The 24799-nt window shown below is 68.4% G+C and carries 27 protein-coding genes; 12 read left to right on the top strand and 15 right to left on the bottom strand.

Features of this window, described 5'->3' with window-relative positions:
- Positions 1-35: 35 nt before the first annotated feature.
- From ABD230_RS01350 to ABD230_RS01340, 3 genes are read right to left on the bottom strand one after another with little or no spacing between them, the layout of a single operon-like run.
- On the bottom strand, positions 36-788 hold the full coding sequence (locus ABD230_RS01350) for a glycerophosphodiester phosphodiesterase family protein (RefSeq protein WP_344368910.1): 753 nt from the start codon (positions 786-788) through the stop codon (positions 36-38).
- 5 nt (positions 789-793) lie between these two features.
- Entirely contained in the window at positions 794-1717 is a 924-nt protein-coding gene (locus ABD230_RS01345) for an SPFH domain-containing protein (protein WP_344368909.1), read from the bottom strand.
- Positions 1714-2187 carry an NfeD family protein gene (locus tag ABD230_RS01340; RefSeq protein WP_344368908.1) on the bottom strand — a complete coding sequence of 158 codons (474 nt, stop codon included), beginning with the start codon at positions 2185-2187 and terminating at the stop codon, positions 1714-1716. The genes ABD230_RS01345 and ABD230_RS01340 overlap by 4 nt, the downstream gene beginning before the upstream one ends.
- Before the next feature lie 126 nt (positions 2188-2313).
- Between ABD230_RS01340 and ABD230_RS01335 the strand changes: the two genes are divergently transcribed.
- Positions 2314-3081, top strand: a complete 768-nt coding sequence (locus tag ABD230_RS01335; RefSeq protein WP_344368907.1) for an SDR family oxidoreductase — start codon at positions 2314-2316, stop codon at positions 3079-3081.
- Positions 3082-3157: 76 nt separating this feature from the next.
- On the opposite strand, the gene ABD230_RS01330 is transcribed toward ABD230_RS01335, so the two are convergent.
- From ABD230_RS01330 to ABD230_RS01320, 3 genes are all read right to left on the bottom strand, one after another.
- A complete protein-coding gene (locus ABD230_RS01330; protein ID WP_344368906.1) occupies positions 3158-3766 on the bottom strand; it encodes an HdeD family acid-resistance protein in 609 nt (202 codons plus the stop codon).
- A gap of 86 nt (positions 3767-3852) precedes the next feature.
- Complete coding sequence (locus tag ABD230_RS01325; protein ID WP_344368904.1) at positions 3853-4929, bottom strand: 1-acyl-sn-glycerol-3-phosphate acyltransferase; 1077 nt, start codon at positions 4927-4929, stop codon at positions 3853-3855.
- Positions 4929-5771: a patatin-like phospholipase family protein gene (locus tag ABD230_RS01320; RefSeq protein ID WP_344368903.1), complete on the bottom strand. Its 843-nt coding sequence runs from the start codon at positions 5769-5771 to the stop codon at positions 4929-4931. The genes ABD230_RS01325 and ABD230_RS01320 overlap by 1 nt, the downstream gene beginning before the upstream one ends.
- A gap of 96 nt (positions 5772-5867) precedes the next feature.
- Here ABD230_RS01320 and ABD230_RS01315 point away from each other — a divergent pair, with 96 nt between their 5' ends.
- The 4 genes from ABD230_RS01315 to ABD230_RS01300 all read left to right on the top strand — a co-directional run bounded on the left by ABD230_RS01315 (position 5868) and on the right by ABD230_RS01300 (position 9793).
- Positions 5868-6305, top strand: a complete 438-nt coding sequence (locus ABD230_RS01315) for a helix-turn-helix transcriptional regulator (protein ID WP_344370094.1) — start codon at positions 5868-5870, stop codon at positions 6303-6305.
- Between the two features lie 10 nt (positions 6306-6315).
- Positions 6316-6726 (top strand): VOC family protein, encoded by a 411-nt coding sequence (locus ABD230_RS01310; RefSeq protein WP_344368901.1) that lies wholly within the window; start codon positions 6316-6318, stop codon positions 6724-6726.
- Positions 6727-6796: 70 nt separating this feature from the next.
- A complete protein-coding gene (locus ABD230_RS01305) occupies positions 6797-9175 on the top strand; it encodes an ATP-binding cassette domain-containing protein (RefSeq protein WP_344368900.1) in 2379 nt (792 codons plus the stop codon).
- 177 nt (positions 9176-9352) lie between these two features.
- Complete coding sequence (locus tag ABD230_RS01300) at positions 9353-9793, top strand: iron chaperone (protein ID WP_344368899.1); 441 nt, start codon at positions 9353-9355, stop codon at positions 9791-9793.
- A gap of 883 nt (positions 9794-10676) precedes the next feature.
- Here the strand turns inward: ABD230_RS01300 and ABD230_RS01295 are convergent.
- On the bottom strand, positions 10677-11015 hold the full coding sequence (locus tag ABD230_RS01295; RefSeq protein ID WP_344368898.1) for a hypothetical protein: 339 nt from the start codon (positions 11013-11015) through the stop codon (positions 10677-10679).
- Between the two features lie 394 nt (positions 11016-11409).
- Between ABD230_RS01295 and ABD230_RS01290 the strand changes: the two genes are divergently transcribed.
- The 3 genes from ABD230_RS01290 to ABD230_RS01280 all read left to right on the top strand — a co-directional run bounded on the left by ABD230_RS01290 (position 11410) and on the right by ABD230_RS01280 (position 13116).
- Positions 11410-11643, top strand: a complete 234-nt coding sequence (locus ABD230_RS01290; protein ID WP_344368896.1) for a hypothetical protein — start codon at positions 11410-11412, stop codon at positions 11641-11643.
- The gene (locus ABD230_RS01285; RefSeq protein WP_344368895.1) at positions 11640-12029 is read left to right on the top strand and encodes a hypothetical protein; all 390 of its coding nucleotides are present in this window, start codon (positions 11640-11642) and stop codon (positions 12027-12029) included. Before ABD230_RS01290 ends, ABD230_RS01285 begins: the two co-directional genes overlap by 4 nt.
- Positions 12030-12597: 568 nt before the next feature.
- Positions 12598-13116 carry a hypothetical protein gene (locus tag ABD230_RS01280; protein WP_344368894.1) on the top strand — a complete coding sequence of 173 codons (519 nt, stop codon included), beginning with the start codon at positions 12598-12600 and terminating at the stop codon, positions 13114-13116.
- A gap of 189 nt (positions 13117-13305) precedes the next feature.
- Here ABD230_RS01280 and ABD230_RS01275 read toward each other — a convergent pair whose 3' ends face one another.
- The 7 genes from ABD230_RS01275 to dhaK all read right to left on the bottom strand — a co-directional run bounded on the left by ABD230_RS01275 (position 13306) and on the right by dhaK (position 19444).
- Entirely contained in the window at positions 13306-14697 is a 1392-nt protein-coding gene (locus tag ABD230_RS01275) for a Fis family transcriptional regulator (RefSeq protein WP_344368893.1), read from the bottom strand.
- Between the two features lie 73 nt (positions 14698-14770).
- Positions 14771-15124 (bottom strand): helix-turn-helix domain-containing protein, encoded by a 354-nt coding sequence (locus tag ABD230_RS01270; RefSeq protein ID WP_344368891.1) that lies wholly within the window; start codon positions 15122-15124, stop codon positions 14771-14773.
- On the bottom strand, positions 15117-16169 hold the full coding sequence (locus ABD230_RS01265) for a tyrosine-type recombinase/integrase (protein WP_344368889.1): 1053 nt from the start codon (positions 16167-16169) through the stop codon (positions 15117-15119). The genes ABD230_RS01270 and ABD230_RS01265 overlap by 8 nt, the downstream gene beginning before the upstream one ends.
- 473 nt (positions 16170-16642) lie before the next feature.
- Positions 16643-16972, bottom strand: coding sequence for a hypothetical protein (locus ABD230_RS01260; protein ID WP_344368887.1), 330 nt, complete (start codon positions 16970-16972; stop codon positions 16643-16645).
- 110 nt (positions 16973-17082) lie between these two features.
- The gene (gene dhaM / locus ABD230_RS01255) at positions 17083-17784 is read right to left on the bottom strand and encodes a dihydroxyacetone kinase phosphoryl donor subunit DhaM (RefSeq protein WP_344368885.1); all 702 of its coding nucleotides are present in this window, start codon (positions 17782-17784) and stop codon (positions 17083-17085) included.
- A 1-nt stretch (position 17785) separates the two neighbouring features.
- On the bottom strand, positions 17786-18433 hold the full coding sequence (gene dhaL, locus ABD230_RS01250; RefSeq protein WP_344368883.1) for a dihydroxyacetone kinase subunit DhaL: 648 nt from the start codon (positions 18431-18433) through the stop codon (positions 17786-17788).
- Between the two features lie 9 nt (positions 18434-18442).
- Positions 18443-19444, bottom strand: coding sequence for a dihydroxyacetone kinase subunit DhaK (gene dhaK, locus ABD230_RS01245; protein WP_344368881.1), 1002 nt, complete (start codon positions 19442-19444; stop codon positions 18443-18445).
- A gap of 218 nt (positions 19445-19662) precedes the next feature.
- Here dhaK and ABD230_RS01240 point away from each other — a divergent pair, with 218 nt between their 5' ends.
- Together ABD230_RS01240 and glpK are read left to right on the top strand one after the other, a co-directional pair.
- Positions 19663-20436, top strand: coding sequence for an MIP/aquaporin family protein (locus tag ABD230_RS01240; protein WP_344368879.1), 774 nt, complete (start codon positions 19663-19665; stop codon positions 20434-20436).
- 114 nt (positions 20437-20550) lie between these two features.
- Positions 20551-22065, top strand: coding sequence for a glycerol kinase GlpK (glpK, locus tag ABD230_RS01235; protein WP_344368877.1), 1515 nt, complete (start codon positions 20551-20553; stop codon positions 22063-22065).
- Between the two features lie 63 nt (positions 22066-22128).
- Here the strand turns inward: glpK and trpD are convergent, their stop codons facing one another.
- Positions 22129-23181, bottom strand: a complete 1053-nt coding sequence (gene trpD / locus ABD230_RS01230) for an anthranilate phosphoribosyltransferase (RefSeq protein WP_344368875.1) — start codon at positions 23179-23181, stop codon at positions 22129-22131.
- A 131-nt stretch (positions 23182-23312) separates the two neighbouring features.
- On the opposite strand from trpD, the gene ctaE reads away from it, so the two are divergent.
- Together ctaE and qcrC are read left to right on the top strand one after the other, a co-directional pair.
- On the top strand, positions 23313-23951 hold the full coding sequence (gene ctaE, locus ABD230_RS01225; protein ID WP_344368873.1) for an aa3-type cytochrome oxidase subunit III: 639 nt from the start codon (positions 23313-23315) through the stop codon (positions 23949-23951).
- 51 nt (positions 23952-24002) lie between these two features.
- Complete coding sequence (gene qcrC / locus ABD230_RS01220) at positions 24003-24794, top strand: cytochrome bc1 complex diheme cytochrome c subunit (protein WP_344368871.1); 792 nt, start codon at positions 24003-24005, stop codon at positions 24792-24794.
- Positions 24795-24799 lie beyond the last annotated feature (5 nt).

Here is a 24799-nt window from a genome sequence, read left to right as displayed (position 1 = left end):
ACCTTCCCGCAGGCTGGGGTTTTGCCGGGCAACTCTCAGCTTGCCGCGACGACGCGGAGGGCGAGGTCGGCGCGATCGGTGACGAGGCCGTCGACGCCGAGTGCGAGCAGGCGCCGCATGTCGTCCGGATCGTTGACCGTCCAGACGTGCACCTCGAGGCCCGCGGCGTGCGCGGTCTCGATGAGCGCGGGGGAGAGGAGCCGGGCACGGCCGACGCGTTCGGGGATCTGCAGGGCGTCGGCTCCGGCGACGCCGCGGCGCATCGCACGCGGGTTCCGGACGACGGATGCCGCGGCCGCGCGCAGCACGGAGGCGCGGCCCGCCGAGGTCGCGGAACCGGGGACGGCCGCGGCCACGCGACGACGGCGGCGATCGGAGAAGGCGGTCAGCAGCACCCGATCCGCGGCCGCCGCGCGTCGGACGGCGTCGATCGTGGCGTCGACCGCGGCATCCGTCTTCACGTCGATGTTGAGGCGCGCCTCGGGGAACGCGTGCAGCAGTTCGTCGAGGGCGGCGAAGCCGTGGCCGCCGCCGAGGTCGACGCGACGGAGCTCCGACAACGGGAGCGCCGCGACGTCGTCGTCACGGCCGGCGACCCGCCGGAGGGTGGGATCGTGCGCGAGGACGGCGGCTCCGTCCGCGCTCGGGTGGACGTCGGTCTCCAGGTAGGCGGCTCCGGCGCGCACCGCCGCCTCGAATGCGGCGAGCGTGTTCTCGGGGGCCTCGAGGGCGAGCCCGCGGTGGGCGAGGACCCGCGGTGCGGGCGGACCGAACCAGCCGGCGCCCACGCGGGTCAGCCTGCGGCGCCGGCGCGGGGAGGCGTGCCGCCGTCACCCTTCGGCGTGAACGCCGAGCCGATGCCCTTGAGCGCCTCGGTGAGCTCGCTCGGCACGATCCAGAGCTTGTTCGACGCGCCCTCGGCCAGCTGCGGCAGCATCTGCAGGTACTGGTAGCCCAGCAGCTTCGGGTCGGGGTCGCCCTTGTGGATGGCGTCGAACACGGTGAGGATCGCCTCGGCCTCGCCCTGGGCGCGCAGCACGGCCGCCTTCGCGTCGCCCTCGGCCTGCAGGATGGCCGCCTGCCGCTTGCCCTCCGCCTCGAGGATCGCGGACTGCTTGGTTCCCTCGGCGGTCAGGATCGCGGCGCGGCGGTCGCGCTCGGCGCGCATCTGCTTCTCCATCGAGTCCTGGATGGAGAGGGGCGGGTCGATGGCCTTCAGCTCGACGCGGGAGACCCGGATGCCCCACTTGCCGGTGGCCTCGTCGAGCACGATGCGCAGCTGCCCGTTGATGTTGTCGCGGCTGGTCAGCGCCTCTTCGAGGTTCAGTCCGCCGACGACGTTGCGGAGGGTCGTGGTGGTCAGCTGCTCGACGGCGCCGAGGTAGTTGTTGATCTCGTAGGTCGCGGCGCGGGCGTCGGTGACCTGGAAGTAGACAACGGTGTCGATCGAGACGACCAGGTTGTCCTCGGTGATCACCGGCTGCGGCGGGAAGGAGACGACCTGCTCGCGCATGTCGACCAGGGGAAGGAGCCGGTCGATGAACGGCACGAGGATGTTCAGGCCCGGCGTCAGCGTCTTGCGGTACCGGCCGAGCCGCTCCACGACGCCCGCGTAGGCCTGCGGGACGATGCGGATGGACCGCGCGATGACGACGATCGCGAAGATCGCGATCGCGACGACGAAGATCAGGGTGATGATGGGGCCGACGTCGCTCACGCCTGGCTGCTCCTCTCCATCGGGACGACGACCGCCGTCGCCCCGTCGATGCCGGTCACGAGCACGTGGGCGCCGACCGCGACATCCGCCTGCTCGGTGATCGGCGACAGACGCGCCGTCCAGACGTCGCCGTTCTGCAGGCGCACCTGGCCGCCCGCGGGGCCGACCGTGCGGACCACGGTGCCGGCGGCCCCGATGAGTGCGTCGACGTTGCTCTTCGCGGGGTCGCCCCCGCGTTGCAGCCGCCGGAGGAGCGGCGGTCGGAGCGTCAGGATGAGCAGCACCGCGACCACCGCCGCGATCACGAACTGCGCCCACCACGGGATCCCCGTCAGCCCGGAGAGGAGCCCCGCGACGCTGCCGAGGGCGAGCATCAGGAACGTCATCTCGAGCGTGAACACCTCGATGGTCGCGAACACGAGGATCAGCACGAGCCAGGCGATCCACGCGTACTGGGTCAGGACATCCACTTCGTCTCCTTCGGGGCCGTCCCCCGCAGTCAACCTAGCAGCGCGAGGGACGCCGGTGGGGGAGTTGGTATTCTCGGTGCGGCGCGCCGTGCGCGCAGACGTCCCCCACCTCGAGGAGCCCTGATCGTGACCAACCCGCTCGCCCCCGGATCGCTCGACGGTCGTGTCGCCCTCGTCACGGGCTCGTCCCGCGGCATCGGCGCCGACACCGCCCGGTACCTCGCCGAGGCCGGCGCGGCGGTCGTGATCAACTACCGCAGCAAGGCGCCCCGCGCCGAGAAGATCGTCGGCGAGATCGAGGCCGCGGGCGGTCGCGCGATCGCCGTCGGCGCCGACCTGACCGACGCCGCCTCGGTGGAGTCGATGTTCGAGCGGGCCGTCGAGGCATTCGGGCCCGTCGACCTGCTCGTGCTCAACGCCTCGGGCGGCATGGAGACGGGCATGGGCGAGGATTACGCGATGCGGCTCAACCGCGACGCGCAGGTCAACGTCGTCGAGCGTGCGCTCCCGCACCTCGCCGAGGGTGCGCGCATCGTCTTCGTCACGAGCCACCAGGCGCACTTCATCCGCACCACCCCGACCATGCCGGAGTACGAGCCCGTCGCGCTTTCCAAGCGCGCCGGCGAGGACGCCCTCCGCAAGAAGCTGCCCGAGTTCGACGCGAAGGGCGTGGGCTTCGTCGTGGTGTCCGGCGACATGATCGAGGGCACCATCACCGCGACCCTCCTCGAGCGAGCCAACCCCGGTGCGATCGCCGCCCGCAAGGAGGACGCGGGCAAGCTCTACAACGTCGCCGAGTTCGCCGCGGAGGTCGCCTCGGCCGCCGTCGACCCGATCCCCGCGGAGCACACGCGCTACGTGGGCGACGTCTCGGGCTTCGCCGTCGAGGGCTGATCCCCGCGACGACGCACGACGAGGGCGGGGCCGGTTCGACCGGCCCCGCCCTCGTGTCGTCCGGCGGACGCGGCGGTCAGGCCGAGACCTGCATCCCGCGGCCGAATGTGAACGCGCGGACGATCTGCACGATGCCGAGCACGATCAGCGCGATGCCCGCCACCCAGAAGAGCACGACGGCGCCCCAGAACGGCGAGAACAGCAGCACGATGCCGGCGATGATGCTCAGGATGCCGAAGAAGATGCTCCATCCCCGGGAGGACGAGTTCCCGGACTGGGCGAGCGCGACGGCGCCCTCGATGATCCAGAGGATGCCGATCATGACCCCGAGGAAGATGCCGATCACCACGGCGCTCTCCGTCGGGTTCGAGAACATCAGGATGGCGCCGATGACGAACAGGATGCCGAGGATGATGTCGAGCGCCCTGGCGCCGCCGGTGATGCCCCTCGAGAACAGGCCGAGGCCGACGTACGCGAGTCCGGCGATCAGGAAGTAGATCGCGAGCATCACCGTCAGCACGACGGCCGAGTTCTTGGGCCAGAACGTGATGAACACTCCGATGATCAGGGCGATGACGCCCGTCACCCCGAGCGCGACGCGGATCGAGTTCACCGCCGACTTCGTCAGTTCGGACGAATCGAACGCGAACGCGGCGAACATGCTGTTGGACTGCGGAGAGGACATTCCGACTCCTTCCGGCGCGACCCGGGTGGCGCGCTCGGTCTCAGGCTATTCCCAGCGAGCGGTCCGTCGGGGGAGCCCTTGGTCCCTCACTCGGCGTGTCGCGGATCGGGACGACCGGCGCGTCCCGGCGCGAGCGACTCCTCCGGGCGACGCGCCTCGATCCAGTCGTCGATCCGCTCCCACTCGGCCATCAGCCAGTCGGTGCGCGCGTCGTGGTCGTCGGGGATCTCGGAGCGGGGGATGTTCCAGAACTGCATCGTGATCGTCTTGTCGGTGGGCAGCTCGCGCCAGACGTCCGCGATCGTGCGGATCCGATCGAGTCCGGTGTGCGCGACGAGGAACACGTCGGCACCACGCGCGGCGTCCAGCGCGGCGAACAGCCCGCCCGGTCGCGGCGCCATGACGTTCATCAGGTGCTCGGCGCGCTCGGCGGCCGCCGTCAACCCGGCCGCACGCAGCCGGTCGATCGCCCGGGCACGTCGCTCGGGCGTGAAGTTGCCGCCCTCCGGGAAGATCACGAGCGCGTCCCGCTCCGCCATGCCGGTCGCGAGCTCGCGGATGCGGTCCTGGATGACGGAGTCGCCCGTTCGTCGGCGCGGGGTGACCGGCGGCGGCGCGATGAACCGGTTGGGGAGCCGGTTCAGGACGACGTCGATCGCCGGATCCCACTGCAGCGTGTCCTTGAGCACGATCCGCGGTGAACGATCGAACCAGTTGAGCACCGCGTGGATCAGGATGAAGGAGTCGCCGGGGCCGGCGTGCCGGCTCGCGATGATGCGCGGACCGTCGTCGTCGTGGAAGCCCTCGGGCACGCGCACGTCGATGTCGAGGCGGAGCACCCAGTGGGCGTTCCAGAAGAGGATGCCGAGCATGCGCGCGACGAAGCGGTAGTGGGCGCGCTGGAATCCGGGCGAGTGGATGCGCCATCCGAACCCGGAGGCGACCCACAGGACGAACAGCGCCACGAGCGACGCGGCGTCCCAGAGCAGGTAGACGTAGGCCATCCAGAAGAGCCGCGGCGCCCGCAGCCGCGGCCGCACGGCGATGGACACGATGAGCGCGATGAGCAGCCAGAGCGGCAGGAGCGCGGTGAGCACCAGCGCCGCGATCACGACGAGGGGCGCGACGATCACGCGCCGGACCCACTTCGGCGGGAGCCGCATCAGCCCGACCCTCCGATGTCGCCCTCGGGCGTCGCGTCCTCGCGATCGAGGTAGGCGGTCGCCGCACCGTACGCGGTGTCCATGCGGCGCCGCACCGCGGCGGGGGAGAGGTTGCGGGAGATCCGGTTCGAGCGGGCGGATGCCGTTCCCGTGGGGAGCACGTGCATCCGGGTACCCGCCGCGAGGCCCGCCGCGTCCCTGGCGAACCGGTGGCGGCGCGAGATCTCGAAGGCGACGCGCGCGTTGTCGAGCTGGTTGCGCGGCGGCGTCAGCGGGTGCTCGATGCGTCCCACCTGCATCACGTAGATGTCGGTCGCCCCGGCGTCGGCCGCCTCGCCGACCGGGATGGAGTTCACGATGCCGCCGTCGACGAAGTGCTCGTCGCCGATGCGGACGGCCGGGAAGACGCCCGGCAACGCCGCGGAGGCGAGCACGGCCGGCACCAGCGGCCCCGCCGCGAACCAGTGCTCGGCCGCGCGCTCGACGCTCGCGGCGCAGCACCGGAACTCGACGTCGAGCTCCTCGAAGGTCTCCACCCCGGCCAGTCCGCGTTCCAGCAGCCGGCGCAGCAGGTCGGTCGACATCACGTGCGTTCGACCGGGGCGAAGCCCCGTGCCGCTCGTGAACTGCCGGGCCTCCTTCGAGCTCCAGGCCTCCTCGAGCCGGTCGAGGGCATGGTCGAGGTCAGCGGCGATGATGGCGCCGTTGATGGCGCCGATCGAGGTCCCCACCACGAGGTCGGGGCGGATGCCGCGCTCGAGCACGGCCCGCAGCATGCCGACCTGCACGGCACCGAGCACGCCGCCGCCGCCGAGCACGAACGCGACCTTCCCGGAGCCCATGGCCATATTGTCGCACCGGCGCGGGGGCCGGACGGGGCGGAGGGCCCGACGCGCTGGACACGACCTCCGGGAGGTGGCAGCATCGCGCACGTGGGGATGGGAACCGGCGACGCGCAGCACCTGCGCGACCTGGCGGTGCTGCGCCGCGTGCGCGACCGGATCGACCGCGAGTACGCGCAGCCGCTCGATGTCGAGGCGCTCGCACGTGGTGCGAACATGTCGTCCGGGCACCTGAGCCGGCGGTTCCGGGAGGCGTTCGGCGAATCGCCGTACTCCTACCTCATGACCCGTCGCATCGAGCGCGCCATGGCGCTGCTGCGTCGCGGCGACCTCAGCGTGACCGACGTGTGCTTCGAGGTCGGGTGCTCGTCGCTCGGGACCTTCAGCACGCGGTTCGCCGAACTGGTCGGGGTGCCGCCGAGCGTCTACCGCGAGCGGTACACCGGAGCGACGCTGGGGATGCTGCCGTGCGTCGCCAAGCAGGTGACGAAGCCGGTCAGGAATCGAGAAGCGCCCGTCGGTGCCCGCGGATAGCGTGGCAGCCATGACCATCACCATCCACTCGAGCTTCCTCCCGCACCTGGACCCCGACGCCTCGCTCGCCTTCTACCGGGACGTGCTCGGCTTCGAGGTGCGCAACGACGTCGGCTACGAGGGCATGCGCTGGATCACGGTCGGGCCGGCGGAGCAGCCCGACACGGCCATCGTGCTGCACCCGCCCGGCGTCGGTCCCGGCATGACCGATGACGACCGGAAGGCCCTCCTCGAGATCATCGCGAAGGGCAGCTACTTCGGCGCGAACCTCGCCGCGACCGACCTCGACGAGACGTTCGCGCGGCTCGAGGCGGCGGGCGCCGAGGTGGTCCAGGAACCCGTCGACCAGCCCTACGGGCTGCGCGACTGCGCCTTCCGCGACCCCGCGGGAAACCTGATCCGGATCCAGCAGGTCGCCTGAGCAGGCGCACCGGCCACGCCCGGCCGCGGAGCGTTCTCCCGGCGGCCCCGACCCGAACCATGGAGAGACGATGACGACCACCTCGACCCCGGGGGCATCCGCCCCGGCCCCGGCCGATGCCCATGACCGGATCCGCGTCCGGGGCGCTCGCGAGAACAACCTGAAGGACGTGTCGGTCGACCTGCCGAAGCGCCGGCTGACGGTGTTCACGGGCGTGTCCGGCTCCGGCAAGAGCTCACTCGTGTTCGACACCATCGCCGCCGAGTCACGCCGGCTCATCGACGAGACGTACAGCGCGTTCGTGCAGGGCTTCATGCCCTCGGTGCCGCGTCCCGACGTCGACGTCCTCGAGGGGCTGACGACGGCCATCATCGTCGACCAGGAACGGCTCGGCGCCAACCCGAGGTCGACGGTCGGCACGGTGACCGACGCGAACGCGATGCTGCGCATCCTGTTCAGCCGATTCGGCGAGCCCTACATCGGCGGTCCGACGGCGTTCTCGTTCAACATCCCGACGCAGAAGGCCAGCGGCGTCATGACGTCGGCGACCGGCGACAAGACGATCGTCCGCGACGTGGTCTACCTCGGCGGCATGTGCCCGCGCTGCGAGGGTCGCGGTTCGGTGTCCGACCTCGACCTCTCGCAGGTGATCGATGAGCGCCGGTCGCTGAACGAGGGCGCGATCATGGTTCCCGGCTACACGGCGGACGGATGGATGGTCCGCGGGTTCGCCGAATCCGGTTTCTACGATCCCGACACGCCGATCGCCGAGTTCACCGAGAAGGAGCGGCACGCACTGCTCTACAGCGAGCCGACGAAGGTCCGGATCCAGAACATCAACATGACCTACGAGGGGCTGATCCCCAAGATCACGAAGTCGATGCTCTCCAAGGACCTCGAGGCGCTCCAGCCGCACATCCGCGCGTTCGTCGAGCGCGTGGCGACGTTCACGGCCTGCCCGGAGTGCGACGGCACGCGCCTCACGGAGGCCGCCCGCTCGTCCACGATCGACGGCGTGAGCATCGCCGACGCGTGCCGCATGCAGGTCACCGACCTCGCGGAGTGGGTCCGGAGCCTGGATCGCGCCGATGCGGGCCCGCTCCTCGAGGCGCTCGGCGCGAACCTGGACGCGTTCGTCACGCTGGGGCTCGGCTACCTGAGCCTCGAGCGACCGTCGGGCACGCTCTCCGGAGGCGAGGCCCAGCGCATCAAGATGCTGCGGCACCTCGGTTCGTCGCTGACGGATGTCACGTACGTCTTCGACGAACCCACGATCGGCCTGCACCCGCACGACATCCAGCGCATGAACACACTCCTCCTGCAGCTGCGCGACAAGGGCAACACCGTCCTCGTGGTCGAGCACAAGCCGGAGACGATCGCGATCGCCGACCACGTCGTGGACCTCGGCCCGGGGGCCGGTCGCGACGGCGGGGAGATCGGCTTCGAGGGCACGGTCGAAGGCCTCACGGCGAGCGGCACGACCACCGGACGGCACCTCGACGACCGTGCCTCGATCAAGCCGGGGGTGCGGCGGAGCTCGGGCGCCATCGAGGTGCGCGGGGCCGACGAGCACAACCTCCAGGGCATCGACGTCGACATCCCGTTGGGGGTCCTCACCGTCGTCACGGGCGTCGCGGGTTCGGGCAAGAGCTCGCTCATCCACGGGTCCGTGTCGCCGCGCGAGGGCATCGTCTCGATCGACCAGGGCGCCATCAAGGGCTCTCGCCGAAGCAGCCCGGCCACGTACACCGGCCTGCTCGACCCGATCCGGAAGGCGTTCGCGAAGGCGAACGGCGTGAAGCCGGCGTTCTTCAGCGCCAATTCCGAGGGCGCCTGCCCGACGTGCAAGGGGGCCGGGGTCATCGTCACCGAGCTCGGATTCATGGACACGATCGAGACCCCGTGCGAGGACTGCGGGGGAAAGCGTTTCCAGCCGGGCGTGCTGCAGTACACGCTCGGGGGACTCGACATCACCGAGGTGCTCGACCTGCCCGTCGCGAAGGCGCGCGAGTTCTTCTCGACGGGCGAGGCGAAGATCCCGGCCGCGGCGAAGATCCTCGGCCGGCTCGAAGACGTCGGGCTCGGCTACCTGAGCCTCGGGCAGCCGCTGTCGACCCTGTCCGGCGGCGAGCGCCAGCGCGTCAAGCTCGCGATCGCGATGGGGGAGACGGGCGACGCCTACGTGCTCGACGAGCCCACGACGGGCCTGCACCTCGCCGACGTCGACAACCTGCTGCGGCTGCTCGACCGCCTGGTCGACTCCGGGAAGACGGTGATCGTCATCGAGCACCACCAGGCGGTCATGGCGCACGCCGACTGGATCATCGACCTCGGGCCGGGCGCGGGCCACGACGGTGGGCGGATCGTCTTCGAGGGCACGCCCGCGGACCTCGTCGCGACTCGCGCGACGCTCACGGGGAAGCATCTCGCCGACTACGTGGGCGCCTGATACCCCCACCCGTATCGAGAGGACGATCCATGTGCCTGCATTCGGCATACGAGTCCGGGGGAGTGGTGTACTCCCGCGACCTCGGTCCGACGTCCTCCGCACCCGTGGCGCCGCGATCGGCGGCATCCGTCGTCGCCGCCTCGGGATCTGCACCGACCGAACACGAAGGGACCGGAGATGGCTGAGAAGACGACCCGCGCACGCGACGAGGACGGCGAGGGCTTCACTGAGGAGGAACGCGCCGCGATGAAGGAGCGCGCCAAGGAGGTGCGCGGCAGGAAGAAGAAGGACGGCCTCACCGACCTCCTCGAGAAGGTGGCCGAGATGGAGGGGGAGGACCGCGTCATGGCCGAACGCATCCACGCGCTCATCACCGAGCACGCGCCCCAGCTCGAGCCCAAGACGTGGTACGGCATGCCCGCCTATGCGAAAGACGGCAAGGTGCTCGTGTTCTTCCAGCCCGCCCTGAAGTTCAAGGCGCGGTACGCGACGCTCGGGTTCCAGGACACGGCGATGCTCGACGACGGGCCGATGTGGGCGACGTCGTTCGCACTGACCGAGCTGACGCCGGACGCAGAGGAACGCATCGTCTCGCTCGTGACCCGCGCGGCGGGCTGACCCGGCGCCTTCGTCGGCGACTGCCGGTTCGGACGAAGCGCCGGCCGAGATCGGGGTGACCGACGACGAGACGGCGCGTTTCGGGATCGCGGCGAGCGACCTCGAGTGCCTGAATCCTGATCGCTGAGCACTCTGCTCATCCTGGCGGACCTGACGCTGAACGTCTCACAGGACGACCGCGGGCTGCGCTGAATTCGGTCGGGACTCCGGCTCCCAGCCACACTCGGCAAACTGGCAGGAACGGGAATCGACGAGCCGGGAGTCGACCCTAGCGACGCTGTCCGTGACGATCTCAACCCAGTTCATGTCGAGTTCGAGCCCGTAGTCGACGATGTCGTCGCTCGGTCTGCGCCAGCTCTCTGTCCGCCTTCGTTGCGGATCCTCACGCGAGGCTTGACTTTGTCAACCTGAATCGGGGCCAGGCGACGCCTTGATTCGGGACCACCCGGCCGGTCACCGCGCACACCTTAGGGCAAGGTGAGAAGGTCCGATCTCCCTTTCGTGCACACCTCGAAGGTCCAGCCCGCCTTCGGGTGGCAGTCCCCCCAGAACCAGCGCACAGTCCATTCGCTGCCCGTACCGCCAGACCAACGAACCAGACGGCCTATGCCACGCAGCTCCTCAGGCGGAAGGATCTCGATTTCGCTGAGGTGTCTATCCGCGCCGCATTGCGGGGGAATCCCCGCAGTACGCATACCGCTCTGCTCAACTCGCGCAGCGTACGCAGAGAGTTCTGCTTCGTACGCCCGATCGAAGGCCTCCGTTGCGTCGGATCGAACCGCTTCAGCCACGATCTCTACTGAAGAGCGGGAACGACGGACAGTGACGACCGCCTGGATGCCCGAAACGGTCGTCACTTTGGTGCTAGAACGCGGACCGGTCATCACGGTGCTACGGCTTGCACCTGATCGATCTTGGTCGTACCAGCCTTGTAGAGGGTGGCAATGCTGGTGACGTACTGAGCTGTCGACATCGAGCCCGAGACGGTCGGAAGGTACCCATACGTAGTGATACCGAGAGATGGTCCGTACTCCCAAGAGCCCGAACTCGGCCCGATGCGGTAGATCACGTTGAGGTTGTTCAGGGTGCCGTTATAAGGCACACCGCTAGCGTTGACGTCGATACTCCACGATCGGTACGAAGGTCCGCACGGGCAGGTCAACGTTTTCGATTGGGTGCTGTTGCGGATGTAGATGCCGTAGGCGGTGCCCATCGGGGTCACGGCATCATCGCCCGACGCAGGAGCTTTGGGTGAGGGGATCCCCGCGCATTAGTCGCGGATGGCTGAAATTGCTCTCGCCAGGTCGATACCGCCCAACCTTGTTCCATCGGCACGAATTAGGTTCAGCGACTCGTCCTGGCAGACGTGGACGATGTCCGTTCGGTACGTCTGGGTCGACGTCGTGTCGGCGGCCGCCGGGGCGGCCGTCGTTCCGGCCAGCATCAAAACACTGATCATCGCGGTCGAGATTGCACCACTCACCGCCCGTACCTTCCGAGGACCTGAGTGAGCCAGCTTGCGTAGGGTCATAGCTGCTTCCGTTCTGCCGGCCCTTGCCGACGTCGATTGGGCTGATCCTGCCCGTGGGCAGAACTGACTGTCAACGACAGAACGCATGATGAGGGATCATCGACATGATCGGGATTCCTCAGCGGCCGTCCACGACGGCGTGCTCATGGCAAGTGTCGATGGCGGCCGTGCGATCCTGCCGGTTCCGGAACATCGCGACGGGCAGCTGATCGTGATGGACCGCCCGTACCAGCCGGGTCGGCTGATCAACGACATCACCGATCGGCGCGAGTTCGATCGGTACTTCGAGCAGAGCAAGATCTACAAATGGCCGGCATGACGAAGGACCAACAGTGGCGGGCGGTCATCGAGGGCCTCGCTGCCGGTCTCGTCGCCGTCGGTGCGACTGGGACGTCTTCGTCGAAGGTGCGCATCGAGTCTGCGTTCTCTTCCGCGTGGCGCAATTGGCCGTGGACATCAGAGTTCCCGGGCGTTGATCCGGCGTCGGCATACATCTGCGTGGCGAGGAGCGAGCGGCGGAATGGCGCGATGGCGGCGTTCGCACTCGGGCGTACAGCCGAGCCATACCTCACGGCGGACTACGAGTGGTGGGCGGTCGAAGACGTTCTGGGGCACCTCGCGCGACGAGATCCCGGCGTGCCAGTAGAGGGCTGGAGCTCCCTTGCCGCCAGCTTCGCGGCCGCGATGAAGCGGCGCACAACATGATCCATGAGCGGGCATCTTGCCGGTCCCCATCGGAATCGCCGGCGCGGGTGTCGCGACAGTCGCCCGGCTTGGCTGCAACGATCAAGCGAGTGGCCAAATGTCAAGATTGAACACCGATGAGAATTCGTGGGAAAGTGCTTCCACGTCATTTGAGCGCACTCAATGAGGAGGATGCATATGGGGCGAAGACCACGTTTCGGTCGGGCCGTAGGGGCGGTACTGGTGGCCGCAGCGCTTGCTATAGCGACCGCGACGCCGGCAGCGGCACTCGGGAGCAAGAACATCAACTGTGTGTACGGCACAGGGGGCACAGGCGTCGCATACGGATATTCCTGGCGTAACGCTGACTTCAGTGGCGGCGGTCAGACATCACGGACGCCTGACTGCTACGTATTGGTCGCGTCAGTGCGAGTTCTCTATGCATCCTATCCGGGCGGGCCTTCGTACTGGACAAGCTGGTCCTCGACGAGCGGCCCCTCGGTGACGAAGTATCAGTCGGGGACATCGAAGGGTGAACATCAGATCAGCGGGCACGGCTCATGGCAGACGTGAGTTGGAAGGACGAATCATGAGAGCACGGACTCTTCTTCTCGGCCTAGTGATTGCCGGTGCGGTTCTCTCGACGACCGGCTGTGCCGCGGCTACGGCTAAGGCAGGAAGTGGCGTAGCGCGCGAGGATCTTCCGCCCATCCAGCAGAGTCTCGAGCAACGCTCCGCACTCGCTGACGATTCCGTGACTCGCGGGGAGTATACGTCCGCGTTCTCTCGATATCGCGACTGCCTTAAAGATGACGGGTTCGAGGTTGTCTCGATCAAAGAGCGAGGGAACCTCATCGAATACTCGGTCCCCGCTGACGCCGTGTCAACAGGAAGTGACGATAGGTGCTACCTGAGCGAATTTGCCGAGATCGATCAGCGCTGGCAACTCGCACACGAGGACGAGTCGTTCACGACCAAGATGTATCAGGCATGTCTGAACGCAAGTGGTGTCCCGGCAAGCGAATCGGCAACCGAGGTCTGGGCACAGTTGGAAGCGAACGGGCTAGACGAGAAGTCCTGCCTGGCATATGCGGAAGATGTGCAATGACGCTGGCCAGCCGCCGCCGAAAGACCGGACAATAGGCACGCTCTGCTGTGCTAAAAGAATGTCGAGTCGGCCCGGTCACCACTGACTGGGCCGACTCGACTGTCGCGCCCCATTCATATGCGCGAGCCTCGCCGGGATCATAAGGACGTTCCAGATCCGTGAGGTACTTGATGATCTCGGGTGGTCTGCTCACGAGGTCCGCCTTTGGTCGCGTGCGGCCGCGATGTACTCAGCGTAGGTGCTTGCCGACCCGATCGCGTGGCGCTCGATGGTGGATGGGTGGTAGCCGAGTGCATCAGCGATGACCGGCACAGGGCCCAGCTTGGTCAGCTCGTGCAGGGTTCCGAGTCGAGCCGCACGGGTGCTGAAGACGACCTTCAGCCGCTGTCGCAAGCTCGCGCCGTGGATGTGCTGGCCGGGGGAGTAGCCGCGGAACACCCAGCTGCTGTTCGTATGGGCCGCGGTGAGGTCGTTGCCTGGCGCAGCCGCGAGCTGTCGCATGGGCTCGTCCAAAGGGGAGGGGAGTGCGAACTCGGTCTTCCCGAGCCTGATCGTGACGACGTCGTCGGTAACGGTGACGTCGTTCCAGGTAAGCCGGACGACATGTTCGATGTGCTGGCCGAAGACGATGACCAAGATGGCGGCGGCGCGGTCGCGCACGCTGAGCTCGTCGGTGTGGACCACGCGCTCAACGACTGCGTCCTGCTCGAACTTGTGCAACTTGGGGCTGGTTCCGCGGCGATGCCGCGGGATCATCAGTTCGGGATCGACGAGCTTGGCCTTGATCGCCCACGGGATGAATCGGTCGACGAACCTACGCGTGCTCGGGCCATCCGCCAGCCAGGCATCGAGGTGCTCCTGCCTGAGCTCTTCAACTGTGATGCCGTGCGCGTGAAGCCAGTTCAGGAACTCGATCGCCACGGTGACCGTCTGCTTCGATCGCAAGAACGTGCCGTGCGGCACAAACTCCATCTGGTTCATCCGCCGCTGCAGATTCCAGCGGATGTATCGGCGAACGACGTCGCGATGATGGTTGCTGCTGACGCGCTCAAGTGCGATGGTCGCCCACTGGTCGTAGCGGACGGCGAGTTCGTCGCGGCGCGGCAGGGCGCCGTGCTCAACCAGCAGGCCGCGGACGTAATTGCGTGTGCGATCTGCGCCGGGCAGCTCGTCCAGCTTCTCGTGGGTGATGCTCGGCGCGACGGCCAGGTCCTTGAGGAAGGCAGTGACGTGGCGTTGTCTGATCCACGTCACTCCGCTGTTGGATCGCTTCATCGCCTTCAGTGCCGCGGCGACCGGAGCCAGCTCGGCTGCCATCACGTCGGTATCAGGGTTGATGAGCAGGTGATCGACGAGGACTGCGAGCTCGCATGACCAGCATCTGCTGCCGCGGTAGAGCTCGTCCTCCGTGCTGCACGTCTTGCAGTCGATGTTGAGTTTGACGCCGGAGCATCGTCTGCAGGCTGGCTGCCCGTCGATGCGGCCGGGGAGGATGCCATCATGGCCGCATACACAGGTGCCGCGTGTTCGCTTTGCTTCCTGGTAGCAGTAGCCGCACGCGCCGCCGTCGGGCCAGTTCACTGCGATCGGGTGGTGCTCACCGCAGCGGCTGCAGGGGACCGGCCAATGGTTCGGATCGCCCTGCCTACGCGGCCTAGCCATTCTGGTCGTCTTGCACGATTCTGACTCGCCGCGCGATCGGGTTGCCCGGTTTCACGCCGAGGCCCTCTGGCTGCTTGGGCGCGTCCGCGGTCTTGGCCGCGCGCATTTCGACGTATGGCTCGAACAGGTCGTTGGGCTCGCAGTCGAGGATGTCGCACAGGGCGGCGAACGTGCGCGCAGGAATGCGCTCCGGGGTCCCGGTGACGAGTCGATAGACCTGGCTCTCGGAAAGGTTGATGCCCCGGGACTTGAGCAACGGCATGAGCTCAGTGCTCTTCCAAAGGTTCTGCTGCGCCATTACCGTACGCAGGTTCCATTTGTAGCCGATGCGGCGTTGCTCAGCCATCTGGATTCGCCTCCTCGGGACGCGTAATGCGGCGGGCAATCATCTTCTGAATCGTCTTCTGCTTGAAGTCATCACCAACCGACGTGTAGACGCTGGTGACCGAGGCGTAGGCGTGGCCGACTTGTGTCTGCACGAACGCCGGGTCATACCCGGCCTCGATGAGGTGGGTGATGTACGAGTGGCGCAGGCAATGAAGGCCTAGCTCTCCGGAGAGGCCCACCGCGTCGCGAGCCGCGGCGAAGGAGTCGCCAAGGCTTCCCAGCGCTATCCGGTCCGCACGTTCGCTGGGCCACAGCGCCGCCGAGCGGTCAGCAGTATGAAATCGGTCGCGACCTTCTTCGCAGATCCAGAAACGAAGAAGGTCTACAACCCACTCGAACTCGGGAACCGTCAGAACAGTACGGCGACGGGGGCCGGATCCCGCGGTGCCCTTGGCCCACCGGATCGTCACGGCGCCGAACTCACCGTACGACGGAACGTGCGGATTCGGGCCGAAGTCGTGCAGGTCGAGCATCGTCACCTCTCGGCGGCGCAGACCGTAGGCGTAGCAGACCTTGAACGCGATCGAATCCCGCAGCGCGGGAAGCCAGCGCTTGCTGCCGGCCGCGTACTCCCGGTCGACGAGGTCATCCATGTAGTCGAAGAGCTTCTGCAGCTCGTTCCGTTTGAACGCTCGCCGTCGTGGCGGCACCGCGTCATCAGTCGTGTGGCGAGGGGCGTTCCAGTCGAACGCGATCTGGGCAGGCACGTCGCCGAAGGTCTGCTCACAGAACGCACCCCAGCCGTAGGCTGGCGACGAGAGGTAAGCACAGAACATTGCGATCGCGTTGCTGTCCGATCGTAGCGTCGTCAGGCTGATCGGCTTCTCGCCCGAGCGGCGCTCTGCCATGTAATCGTCCAAGTCGACGGGCCGCCAGGTCCACGGGAACGTGCTGGCGTACTCTTGGAACCGCCGCAGGACCCGGCAGCGGCCCTCAATCGTCTGCGTGGTCAGCCCACGAGCCAACATCTGTGCCTTCCAGCCGTCGAGCATCGCGTCGAACACGCGATCTTCGGCTCGGAACAAGCCGACCTCGGCGTCTCGAAGAACCCGAGGGACGAACCCCGGAACACCCTGCACACGCACCTCGCATCGTGGAAACCTGCATCTAATGCAAGAAACCTACGACGGCCTGCGCAGATGCAGCAAGAGGCGGATTCGCACGCCGCGGGTCGTCTCATCGCAATTGGGAGCTTGACCTGGGGAAACGCAACAAACCTCGACCGACGGGAGTAGTCGCATCCACTTAAACTCCCGTTGGTTTTACGCCGATAATGTGCATTATGTCCGTTCGGTGGGGAGCGCCCTGCGTCGCCGCTCCCCGAGGACCGGGCTCGTCGCAGGAACCATCGAATGCACGACCCAGGTTCTCGTCGTACTGCGCGCATCATGAAGTGCCTTCACGATGAAGCCGCCCAGCATCCGGGGACGGCCGACGGCGCCAACCGCGACACGGGGTCGCGCGATCACGTCTCGAGTCAGGCGCGCTCGTTCCGCCTGAGCTTCTCCATTCGCGCCTCGCCTGCGGGCATCCCGAACTCGTTCAGGGGGCCGCTTGCAGCGGGCTCGGGCAGGCGGACGTCGGTCGGGCATTCGAGCAGGACGTTCGGCGTCGACTCGTCGATCGTGTGTTCGAACATCGGGTGCCCGCAGAGCGGACACGGCTTCTCCCCCGAGTGACTGCGATCCTCGGGCTCTTCCGGGGCCATCCGCGGCGATTCGAACGCTGGGGTCATCACCCGGTCCATCCGGTCGAAGAACCTGGTGAACGCGTTCCCGTCGCCGTGACCCGCCTCTTCGCGTGCCATGCGGCCGATGCTACTCCTCGGCGGCGACCGGACGCGAGCGAACCTCGCGTCCGGAACGGATCGGGCATGACGGAGCGACCCGGCTCCTGGCCGGGTCGCTCCCCCGCGCCTCAGTGCTCGCCGAAGCCGGATTCCGCGAGGTCGGCGAGCGCATCGACCGCCTCGCGCGCCTCGGGGTCATCGGAGGTGATCTCGATCTCGTCCCCCTTCACCAGTCCGAGCGCCATGATCGCGAGCAGGCTCTTCGCGTCGATGCCGTTGACCGCGACCTTCTGCGGGAACGTGCCGGCGAGCTTCACGAACTCCGCCGCCGGGCGCGCGTGCAGCCCGTCGGAGTTGACGAGCGTCACGCGCCGCGTGATCGACCCCGCTCCGATCTCCGGCCCCGGCGGCGCCGGGGCGACGTCCTCGCCGCCCCCTCCCCCGCCCGCGGTCTCGGCGGCACGGAGCACGGCGTCGAGGTCATCGCCCGATTCCGCGGCGACGGCGGCCGCGACGGCACCCTCCACGAGGGGCGCGTCGGCGATCCGGACCCGCTCGCGCAGGTCGTCGTCGAGGAAGTCCATCGCCGTCTCGGCCGTGAGGATCGCCGAGCCGAGGTCGCACAGCACGACCGCGCCCGCGCCGTCATCCGCTGCGGTGATGGCCGCGGACACGAGGTCGAAGCTCGTGCCGATCCGGCCGTCGTCCGTGCCGCCCGCCGCCTCGAGGCGCACGTTCCGCGCCATCTGCAGGGCGAGCTGGACGACGCCGCGGGCGATCAGGTCCGAATGCGAGACGATGACGATGCCGACGCGGGACGACGATGGCATCTCAGGCACTGGTCCCGTTCGTCGCCGCCGCGGCCGCCGCCTCGAGGAGGTAGGCCGTGGACTGGGCGCCCGGGTCCCGGTGCCCGGCGGAGCGCTCGCCGAGGTAGCTCGCGCGCCCCTTCCTCGCCACGAGCGGCTCGGTCGCCACGGCGCCCTCCGCCGCGGCATCCGCTGCCGCGCGCAGCGTCTCCGCGGCGCTGGCGCCGCCGTCGGCCGCCGAGCGCGCCGCGTCCACCGCCGGCGTCCAGGCGTCGACCATGGTCTTGTCGCCCGATTCCGCCTTGCCGCGCGAGACGATCCCGTCCCGCGCGGCCTCGAGCAGGGTGGCGACGCCGGCGGCGTCGATGGAGGACTCCCCCGCGATCGCCACGGAGCCCTTCAGGAACGCGGTGCCGTACAGCGGTCCGGCCGCGCCGCCGACCGTGGAGATCAGCGTCGTCGCGACGAGCTTGAGCACGTCGGCCGGGGTCGACCCGGCCGGGAGGTCGTCGAGCTTCGGCAGCACGGCCTGGAAGCCACGGTCCATGTTCTCGCCGTGGTCGCCGTCACCGATCTCCCGATCGAGCGTGATCAGCTCGACCCGATGCTCCGAGAGCGTCTCAGCGCCCCGCCTGACCCAGTCGACCGCCCAGGTGATGTCCAGCCCCACCGCGCGCCCCTACCGGCCCCACCGCAGTGCAGCCGTGTGCACGGGCGCGTCCCAGAGCTCGACCATCTCGTCGTCGAGCTTCAGGAGCGTGATCGAGAAGCCCTGCATCTCGAGCGAGGTGATGTAGTTGCCGACGAGCGACCGCTCGACCGTGACCCCGCGCTCGGCCAGCACGTCGGCGGCGCGGCGGTAGGCGATGTACAGCTCGATCTGCGGCGTCCCGCCCATGCCGTTCACGAAGAGCAGCACGCGGTCGCCGTCCGAGTACGGCAGGTCCTCGATGACGGGCGTGATCAGCCGGTCGACGATCGCGTCGGCGGGCTCGATCTTGATCCGCTCGCGCCCGGGCTCGCCGTGGATGCCGATGCCGATCTCGATCTCGTCGTCGGCGAGCGTGAAGCTCGGCTCCCCGGCGTGCGGGACGATGCACGGCGTGAGCGCCATGCCCATCGAACGCGCATTCGCATTGACCCGCTCCGCGATGTCCGCGACCTGCTCGAGCGAGTCTCCACGCTCGGCGGCGGCGCCGGCGATCTTCTCGACGAGCACCGTGCCGCCCACGCCGCGTCGTCCAGCCGTGTAGAGCGAGTCCTTCACCGCCACGTCGTCGTTCGTGACCACCGCGCGCACCTCGATGCCGTCGGCGGCGGCGAGGTCGGCGGCCGTCTCGAAGTTCAGCACGTCGCCCGTGTAGTTCTTCACGATGTGGAGGACGCCCTTGCCGCCGTCGACGGCCTTGGTGGCCGCCAGGATGGGATCCGGCGTGGGCGAGGTGAAGACCGCGCCGGGCACCGCGGCGTCGAGCATGCCGTGGCCGACGTAGCCGGCGTGGAGCGGCTCGTGGCCGCTGCCGCCGCCCGACACCAGCCCGACCTTGCCGGACACCGGTGCGTCGGCGCGCACCACGTAGATCGGATCCGTCTCGACCCTCACGAGGTCGGCGTGCGCGAGGCCGAACCCCGCAACGGACTCGTCGACCACGTGCTTGGGATCGTTGATGATCTTCTTCACGAAAACGTCCCTTCCCCTCGGCCGCACACGTCCGGCCCGTCGCCGTCGACGCTGACGCGGCACTCCCCCGCCAAGCTACCCCCCGCGGCACCGATCATGAAAGGGCTCTCCGCCTTTTGGGGCGCGCCCTTCCCCGCGTCTGAGCCGCGCGAGTAGGGTGGGCGCTGATCCGCCCTTGGGCGCGGCCCTCGGGCACGGCGAAAGGATGGAAGGTCAACGTGGACAATCTCGGAGTGCTGTTCCTCTCCGAACTCGTCGGCACCGCGATGCTGGTGCTGCTCGGGTGCGGAGTCGTAGCCAACGTCGCCCTCGTGAAGAACAAGGGCTACAACGGCGGCTTCCTCATGGTCAACATCGGCTGGGGCCTCGCGGTCTTCTCCGGCGTCGTCGTGGCCTACGCGTCCGGCGCCCACATCAACCCGGCCGTGACCCTCGGACTCGTCGCGAACGGCGCGACCGAGTTCGGCAACCCCGCATACGGCACGACGGTTCCGGTGAACTTCGTGTCGGTGCTCACCTTCATCGGCGCCCAGCTCGTCGGTGCCATCCTCGGTGCGATCGTCGTGTGGCTCGCATACAAGCAGCACTTCGACGAGGAGCCGCAGGCGGCCAACAAGCTCGGCGTGTTCTCGACCGGGCCGGCCATCCGCTCGTACGGCTGGAACCTCGTGACCGAGATCATCGGCACGTTCGTCCTGGTGTTCGTCGTGCTCGGCTTCGGCCGCAACGGCGACGCGTCCGGCCTCGCGGCGCTCGGCGCGCTGCCCGTCGCCCTCCTGGTGATCGGCATCGGCGCCTCGCTCGGTGGCCCGACCGGGTACGCGATCAACCCGGCCCGCGACCTCGGACCGCGCATCGCGCACGCCTTCCTGCCCATCGCGGGCAAGGGCGGCAGCGACTGGTCCTATTCCTGGGTCCCGGTCGTCGGCCCCATCATCGGCGGCGTGCTCGCCGGATGGGCGGCGCTCGTCGCGCTCCCCGTCCTGGGCTGATCACCCGAGGGGTCGGTCGCACGACCGGCCCCTCGTCCGTCCGTGCCCGCCGGCGCGATCCGCCGGCCACGGACTGGCACATTCCACCATTGCGACAGAGAGGACGCATCGGACATGGCCGACTACATCCTGGCGATCGACCAGGGAACCACCAGCACTCGAGCGATCATCTTCGACCACTCGGGCTCCATCATCTCCTCGGGGCAGCTCGAGCACGAGCAGATCTTCCCCAAGGCGGGCTGGGTCGAGCACGACCCGATGGAGATCTGGAAGAACACGCGCGAGGTCATCGGGCAGGCCCTCGGCAAGGCCGACTTGACCCGCCACGACATCGCCGCGGTGGGCATCACCAACCAGCGCGAGACCGCCGTGGTCTGGGACAAGAACACGGGCGAGCCCGTCTACAACGCGATCGTCTGGCAGGACACGCGCACGCAGCCGATCGTCGACCGCCTCGCGGCCGACGGCGGCGTCGAGCGGTTCAAGCACGACGTCGGCCTGCCGCTGGCGACCTACTTCTCCGGCACGAAGATCGTCTGGATCCTCGAGAACGTCGACGGCGCGCGCGAGAAGGCGGAGGCCGGGGACCTGCTGTTCGGCACCACCGACTGCTGGGTGCTCTGGAACCTCACCGGCGGCGTCGACGGCGGCGTGCACGCGACGGATGTCACCAACGCCAGCCGCACGATGTTCATGGACCTCGAGTCGCTCTCCTGGCGGGACGACATCCTCGAGACCTTCGGCGTGCCGCGCTCGATGATGCCCGAGATCAAGTCGTCCTCCGAGGTCTACGGCACGGTCGAGTCGTCCAGCCTGCTCCGCGAGGTGCCGGTGGCCGGCATCCTCGGCGACCAGCAGGCCGCGACGTTCGGCCAGGCGGCGTTCGACCAGGGCGAGTCGAAGAACACCTACGGCACGGGCAACTTCCTGATCTTCAACACGGACACCGAGGTCGTCCACTCGAAGAACGGCCTGCTGACCACGCTCGGGTACAAGCTCGGCGACCAGCCGGCGCACTACGCGCTGGAGGGGGCGATCGCGGTCACGGGGTCGCTCGTGCAGTGGCTGCGCGACAACCTCGGGATCATCTCGTCGGCCCCGGAGGTCGAGGAGCTCGCGAAGTCCGTCGAGGACAACGGCGGCGCGTACTTCGTACCGGCCTTCTCGGGGCTCTTCGCCCCGTACTGGCGTCCGGACGCGCGCGGAGCCCTGGTGGGCCTGACCCGCTACGTGAACAAGGGGCACATCGCGCGTGCCGCGCTCGAGGCGACCGCGTTCCAGACGCGCGAGGTCCTCGACGCCGTGAACGCGGACTCCGGCGTCGACCTGACCGAGCTGAAGGTGGACGGCGGCATGATCGCCAACAACACCCTGATGCAGTTCCAGGCCGACATCCTCGGCGTACCGGTGGTCCGTCCGGTCGTCGCCGAGACGACCGCGCTCGGCGCCGCCTACGCGGCCGGTCTCGCGACGGGCTTCTGGTCCGGTCTCGACGACCTCCGCGCCAACTGGCAGGAGGACCGCCGCTGGGAGCCCCAGATGGATGAGGCCGAGCGCGAGCGCCAGCTCCGCCTGTGGAAGAAGGCCGTCACCAAGACCTTCGACTGGGTCGACGACGACGTGCAGTGACCTCCGCTCGACCGACGACGGGGTCCCGCGACGCGGGGCCCCGTCGCCGTGTCCGGGTCGACGTCAGCGTCGGGTCGCGGCGACCCACTCGTCGAGCTTGCGCGCGGCGGCGCCGCTGTCGATCGCACCCTCGGCGATCGCCATCTTCTCGTGGAAGCGCTCGATGATCGATCGCTGGAACTGGCTCGGATCCTTGGCCAGCTCGAACGCGACGAGGCCGGCCGCGGCGTTCAGCACGACGATGTCGCGGATCGGGCTGCGTGCGCCGGCCAGCACCTGGTGCACGATCTCGGCGTTGTGCGCCGCGTCGCCGCCCTTCAGCTGCTCGATCGTCGCGCGCGGGATGCCGAGGTCGCGCGGATCGAGGTCGTGCTCCTTGACCGTGCCGCGCGACACCTCCCAGATGTGGCTGTGGCCGGTGGTCGTCAGCTCGTCGAGCCCGTCGTCGCCGCGGAAGACGAGTGCGGTCGCGCCACGCGTCTGGAAGACGCCGACGATGAGCGGGACGCGGTCGAGGTGCGCCACGCCGACCGCCGACGCCTCGGGCCTGGCCGGGTTGCAGAGCGGTCCGAGGAAGTTGAACACCGTGGGCACGCCGAGCTGGGCGCGCACCGGACCCGCGTGCTTGAAGCCGGGGTGAAACGCCGCCGCGAACGCGAACGTGATGCCGGTCTCGTCGAGCACCTCGGCGACGCGGTGTGCGGGCATCGTCAGGTCGATGCCGAGGGCGCCGAGCACGTCAGAGGAGCCGGACGCCGAGCTCGCGGCCTTGTTCCCGTGCTTGACGACCGGGACGCCGGCCGCGGCGGAGACGACGGATGCCATGGTCGAGACGTTCACCGTGCCGAAGCGGTCGCCGCCCGTCCCCACGATGTCGAGCGCCATCGGGTCGACGGGCAGCTCCACGGCGTGGTCGAGGATCGCGTCGCGGAAGCCGACGATCTCGTCGACCGTCTCCCCCTTGACGCGCAGCGCGACCAGGAACGCGGCGAGCTGGGCGTCGGTCGCGACGCCCGTCATCACCTGCTCCATGCACCACGCGGCATCCGACACGCTGAGGTCTTCGCCCGCGAGGAGCGCGTTCAGAACTTCCGGCCAGGTGTGCGTGGTGGGCATGCGATCGATCCTATCCGCGCCGATTCGCGGTGGATTCACGGGTTACGGGCAGCCCGATCGGGGACGCATCGTGGAGAATCATCGGCATCCGGACCCGCCCCGTCCGAAAACACGTCCGAGGATCAGCCATAATGGTGAACGTGACGAGCACCTCAATGACGTTTCAGACGAGTGCGCCCGCGATCAAGCGGCCGAACACCGTCGCGGTCGGTACCATCGTGTGGCTTGGCAGCGAGGTCATGTTCTTCGCCGGCCTGTTCGCGATCTACTTCACGCTGCGGTCGACGTCGCCCGAGCTGTGGAACTTCGAGGCCGGGCGCCTCAACGTGCCGTTCGCCCTCGTCAACACCCTGGTCCTCGTCGCCTCGTCGTTCACGTGCCAGTTCGGCGTGTTCGCGGCAGAGCGCATGCAGCCGTATCGCACCAGCTGGAAGCTGCGCGACTGGGGCATGGTCGAGTGGTTCTTCGTGACCTACGTCATGGGCGCGATCTTCGTCGCCGGGCAGTCGCTCGAGTACGCCCAGCTCGTGTCCGAGGGCATCGCGTTCGACTCGAACGCCTACGGCTCGGCCTTCTACCTCACCACCGGCTTCCACGCCCTCCACGTCACGGGCGGCCTGATCGCCTTCCTCCTCGTGCTCGGCCGCGTGTTCGCCGTCAAGAACTTCGGCCACAAGGAGGCCACCAGCGCGATCGTCGTGTCGTACTACTGGCACTTCGTCGACGTGGTCTGGATCGGCCTCTTCCTCGTCATCTACGTCCTCAAGTAGGCCAGAGCCAGGAGCGCCCACCCCGCAATGCCCGTGAACAGGAAGAGATCAATGAACCGCTCGAAGCGACGCACCGGCCGCCGGCACCCGCTCGCCACCGCCGCGCTGCTCGCGCTCGGCCTCGTGTTCACCGGCGGCGCCTACGCCGCCTTCAGCACGTCGACCGCCCAGGCCGAGGCCTCCCCCACGTCGCAGGAGACGATCGAGGAGGGTGGCAAGCTCTTCCAGGCGAACTGCGCGACCTGCCACGGACTCGACGCCCAGGGCACCGCGAACGGCCCGAGCCTCATCGGCGTCGGTGCCGCCGCGGTCGACTTCCAGGTCGGCACCGGCCGCATGCCCATGCAGATGCAGGGCCCGCAGGCCGAGCAGAAGCCGGTGCAGTTCACCGACGAGCAGGTCAAGCAGCTCGCCTACTACGTGGCATCGCTCGGCCCGGGCCCGGACATCCCCGCCGACAGCCTCGTCAACGGCGGCGGCGACGCGGCCAACGGCGCGGAGCTCTTCCGCATCAACTGCGCCATGTGCCACAACGTGGCCGGCGCCGGCGGCGCGCTCACCGAGGGCAAGTTCGCTCCCCCGCTGACGGATGTCTCGGGCGTGCACATCTACGAGGCGATGGTCACCGGCCCGCAGAACATGCCGGTGTTCAACGACCTCAACATCTCGCCTGAGGACAAGCGCGACATCATCACCTACCTGCAGTACGTGCAGGACAACCGTTCGCCCGGAGGATTCGAGCTCGGCTCGCTCGGTCCGGTCGCGGAGGGTCTGTTCATCTGGGTCTTCGGTCTCGGCGCCATCGTCGCGATCACCGTGTGGATCACGGCGAAGTCCAACTAGGGCCC

The organism is Agromyces tropicus (assembly GCF_039531345.1).
Classification (GTDB): Bacteria; Actinomycetota; Actinomycetes; order Actinomycetales; family Microbacteriaceae; genus Agromyces; species Agromyces tropicus.
The sequence above is the reverse complement of the archived record's forward strand: the minus strand, read 5'-3'. Positions and strand labels throughout refer to the sequence as shown.

Excerpts from the sequence above, each read along its gene's own strand:
- trpD (WP_344368875.1), bottom strand. The coding sequence starts at position 23,181 with ATGCCCACCACGCACACCTGGCCGGAAGTTCTGAACGCGCTCCTCGCG.
- glpK (WP_344368877.1), top strand. The coding sequence starts at position 20,551 with ATGGCCGACTACATCCTGGCGATCGACCAGGGAACCACCAGCACTCGA.
- ABD230_RS01300 (WP_344368899.1), top strand. The coding sequence starts at position 9,353 with ATGGCTGAGAAGACGACCCGCGCACGCGACGAGGACGGCGAGGGCTTC.
- ABD230_RS01330 (WP_344368906.1), bottom strand. The coding sequence starts at position 3,766 with ATGTCCTCTCCGCAGTCCAACAGCATGTTCGCCGCGTTCGCGTTCGAT.
- ABD230_RS01305 (WP_344368900.1), top strand. The coding sequence starts at position 6,797 with ATGACGACCACCTCGACCCCGGGGGCATCCGCCCCGGCCCCGGCCGAT.
- ABD230_RS01325 (WP_344368904.1), bottom strand. The coding sequence starts at position 4,929 with ATGCGGCTCCCGCCGAAGTGGGTCCGGCGCGTGATCGTCGCGCCCCTC.
- dhaM (WP_344368885.1), bottom strand. The coding sequence starts at position 17,784 with ATGCCATCGTCGTCCCGCGTCGGCATCGTCATCGTCTCGCATTCGGAC.
- ABD230_RS01320 (WP_344368903.1), bottom strand. The coding sequence starts at position 5,771 with ATGGGCTCCGGGAAGGTCGCGTTCGTGCTCGGCGGCGGCGGCGTGCTC.
- ABD230_RS01270 (WP_344368891.1), bottom strand. The coding sequence starts at position 15,124 with ATGGCTGAGCAACGCCGCATCGGCTACAAATGGAACCTGCGTACGGTA.
- ctaE (WP_344368873.1), top strand. The coding sequence starts at position 23,313 with ATGGTGAACGTGACGAGCACCTCAATGACGTTTCAGACGAGTGCGCCC.
- ABD230_RS01290 (WP_344368896.1), top strand. The coding sequence starts at position 11,410 with ATGATGAGGGATCATCGACATGATCGGGATTCCTCAGCGGCCGTCCAC.
- ABD230_RS01260 (WP_344368887.1), bottom strand. The coding sequence starts at position 16,972 with ATGGCACGCGAAGAGGCGGGTCACGGCGACGGGAACGCGTTCACCAGG.
- ABD230_RS01280 (WP_344368894.1), top strand. The coding sequence starts at position 12,598 with ATGAGAGCACGGACTCTTCTTCTCGGCCTAGTGATTGCCGGTGCGGTT.
- ABD230_RS01315 (WP_344370094.1), top strand. The coding sequence starts at position 5,868 with ATGGGAACCGGCGACGCGCAGCACCTGCGCGACCTGGCGGTGCTGCGC.
- ABD230_RS01285 (WP_344368895.1), top strand. The coding sequence starts at position 11,640 with ATGACGAAGGACCAACAGTGGCGGGCGGTCATCGAGGGCCTCGCTGCC.
- ABD230_RS01310 (WP_344368901.1), top strand. The coding sequence starts at position 6,316 with ATGACCATCACCATCCACTCGAGCTTCCTCCCGCACCTGGACCCCGAC.
- qcrC (WP_344368871.1), top strand. The coding sequence starts at position 24,003 with ATGAACCGCTCGAAGCGACGCACCGGCCGCCGGCACCCGCTCGCCACC.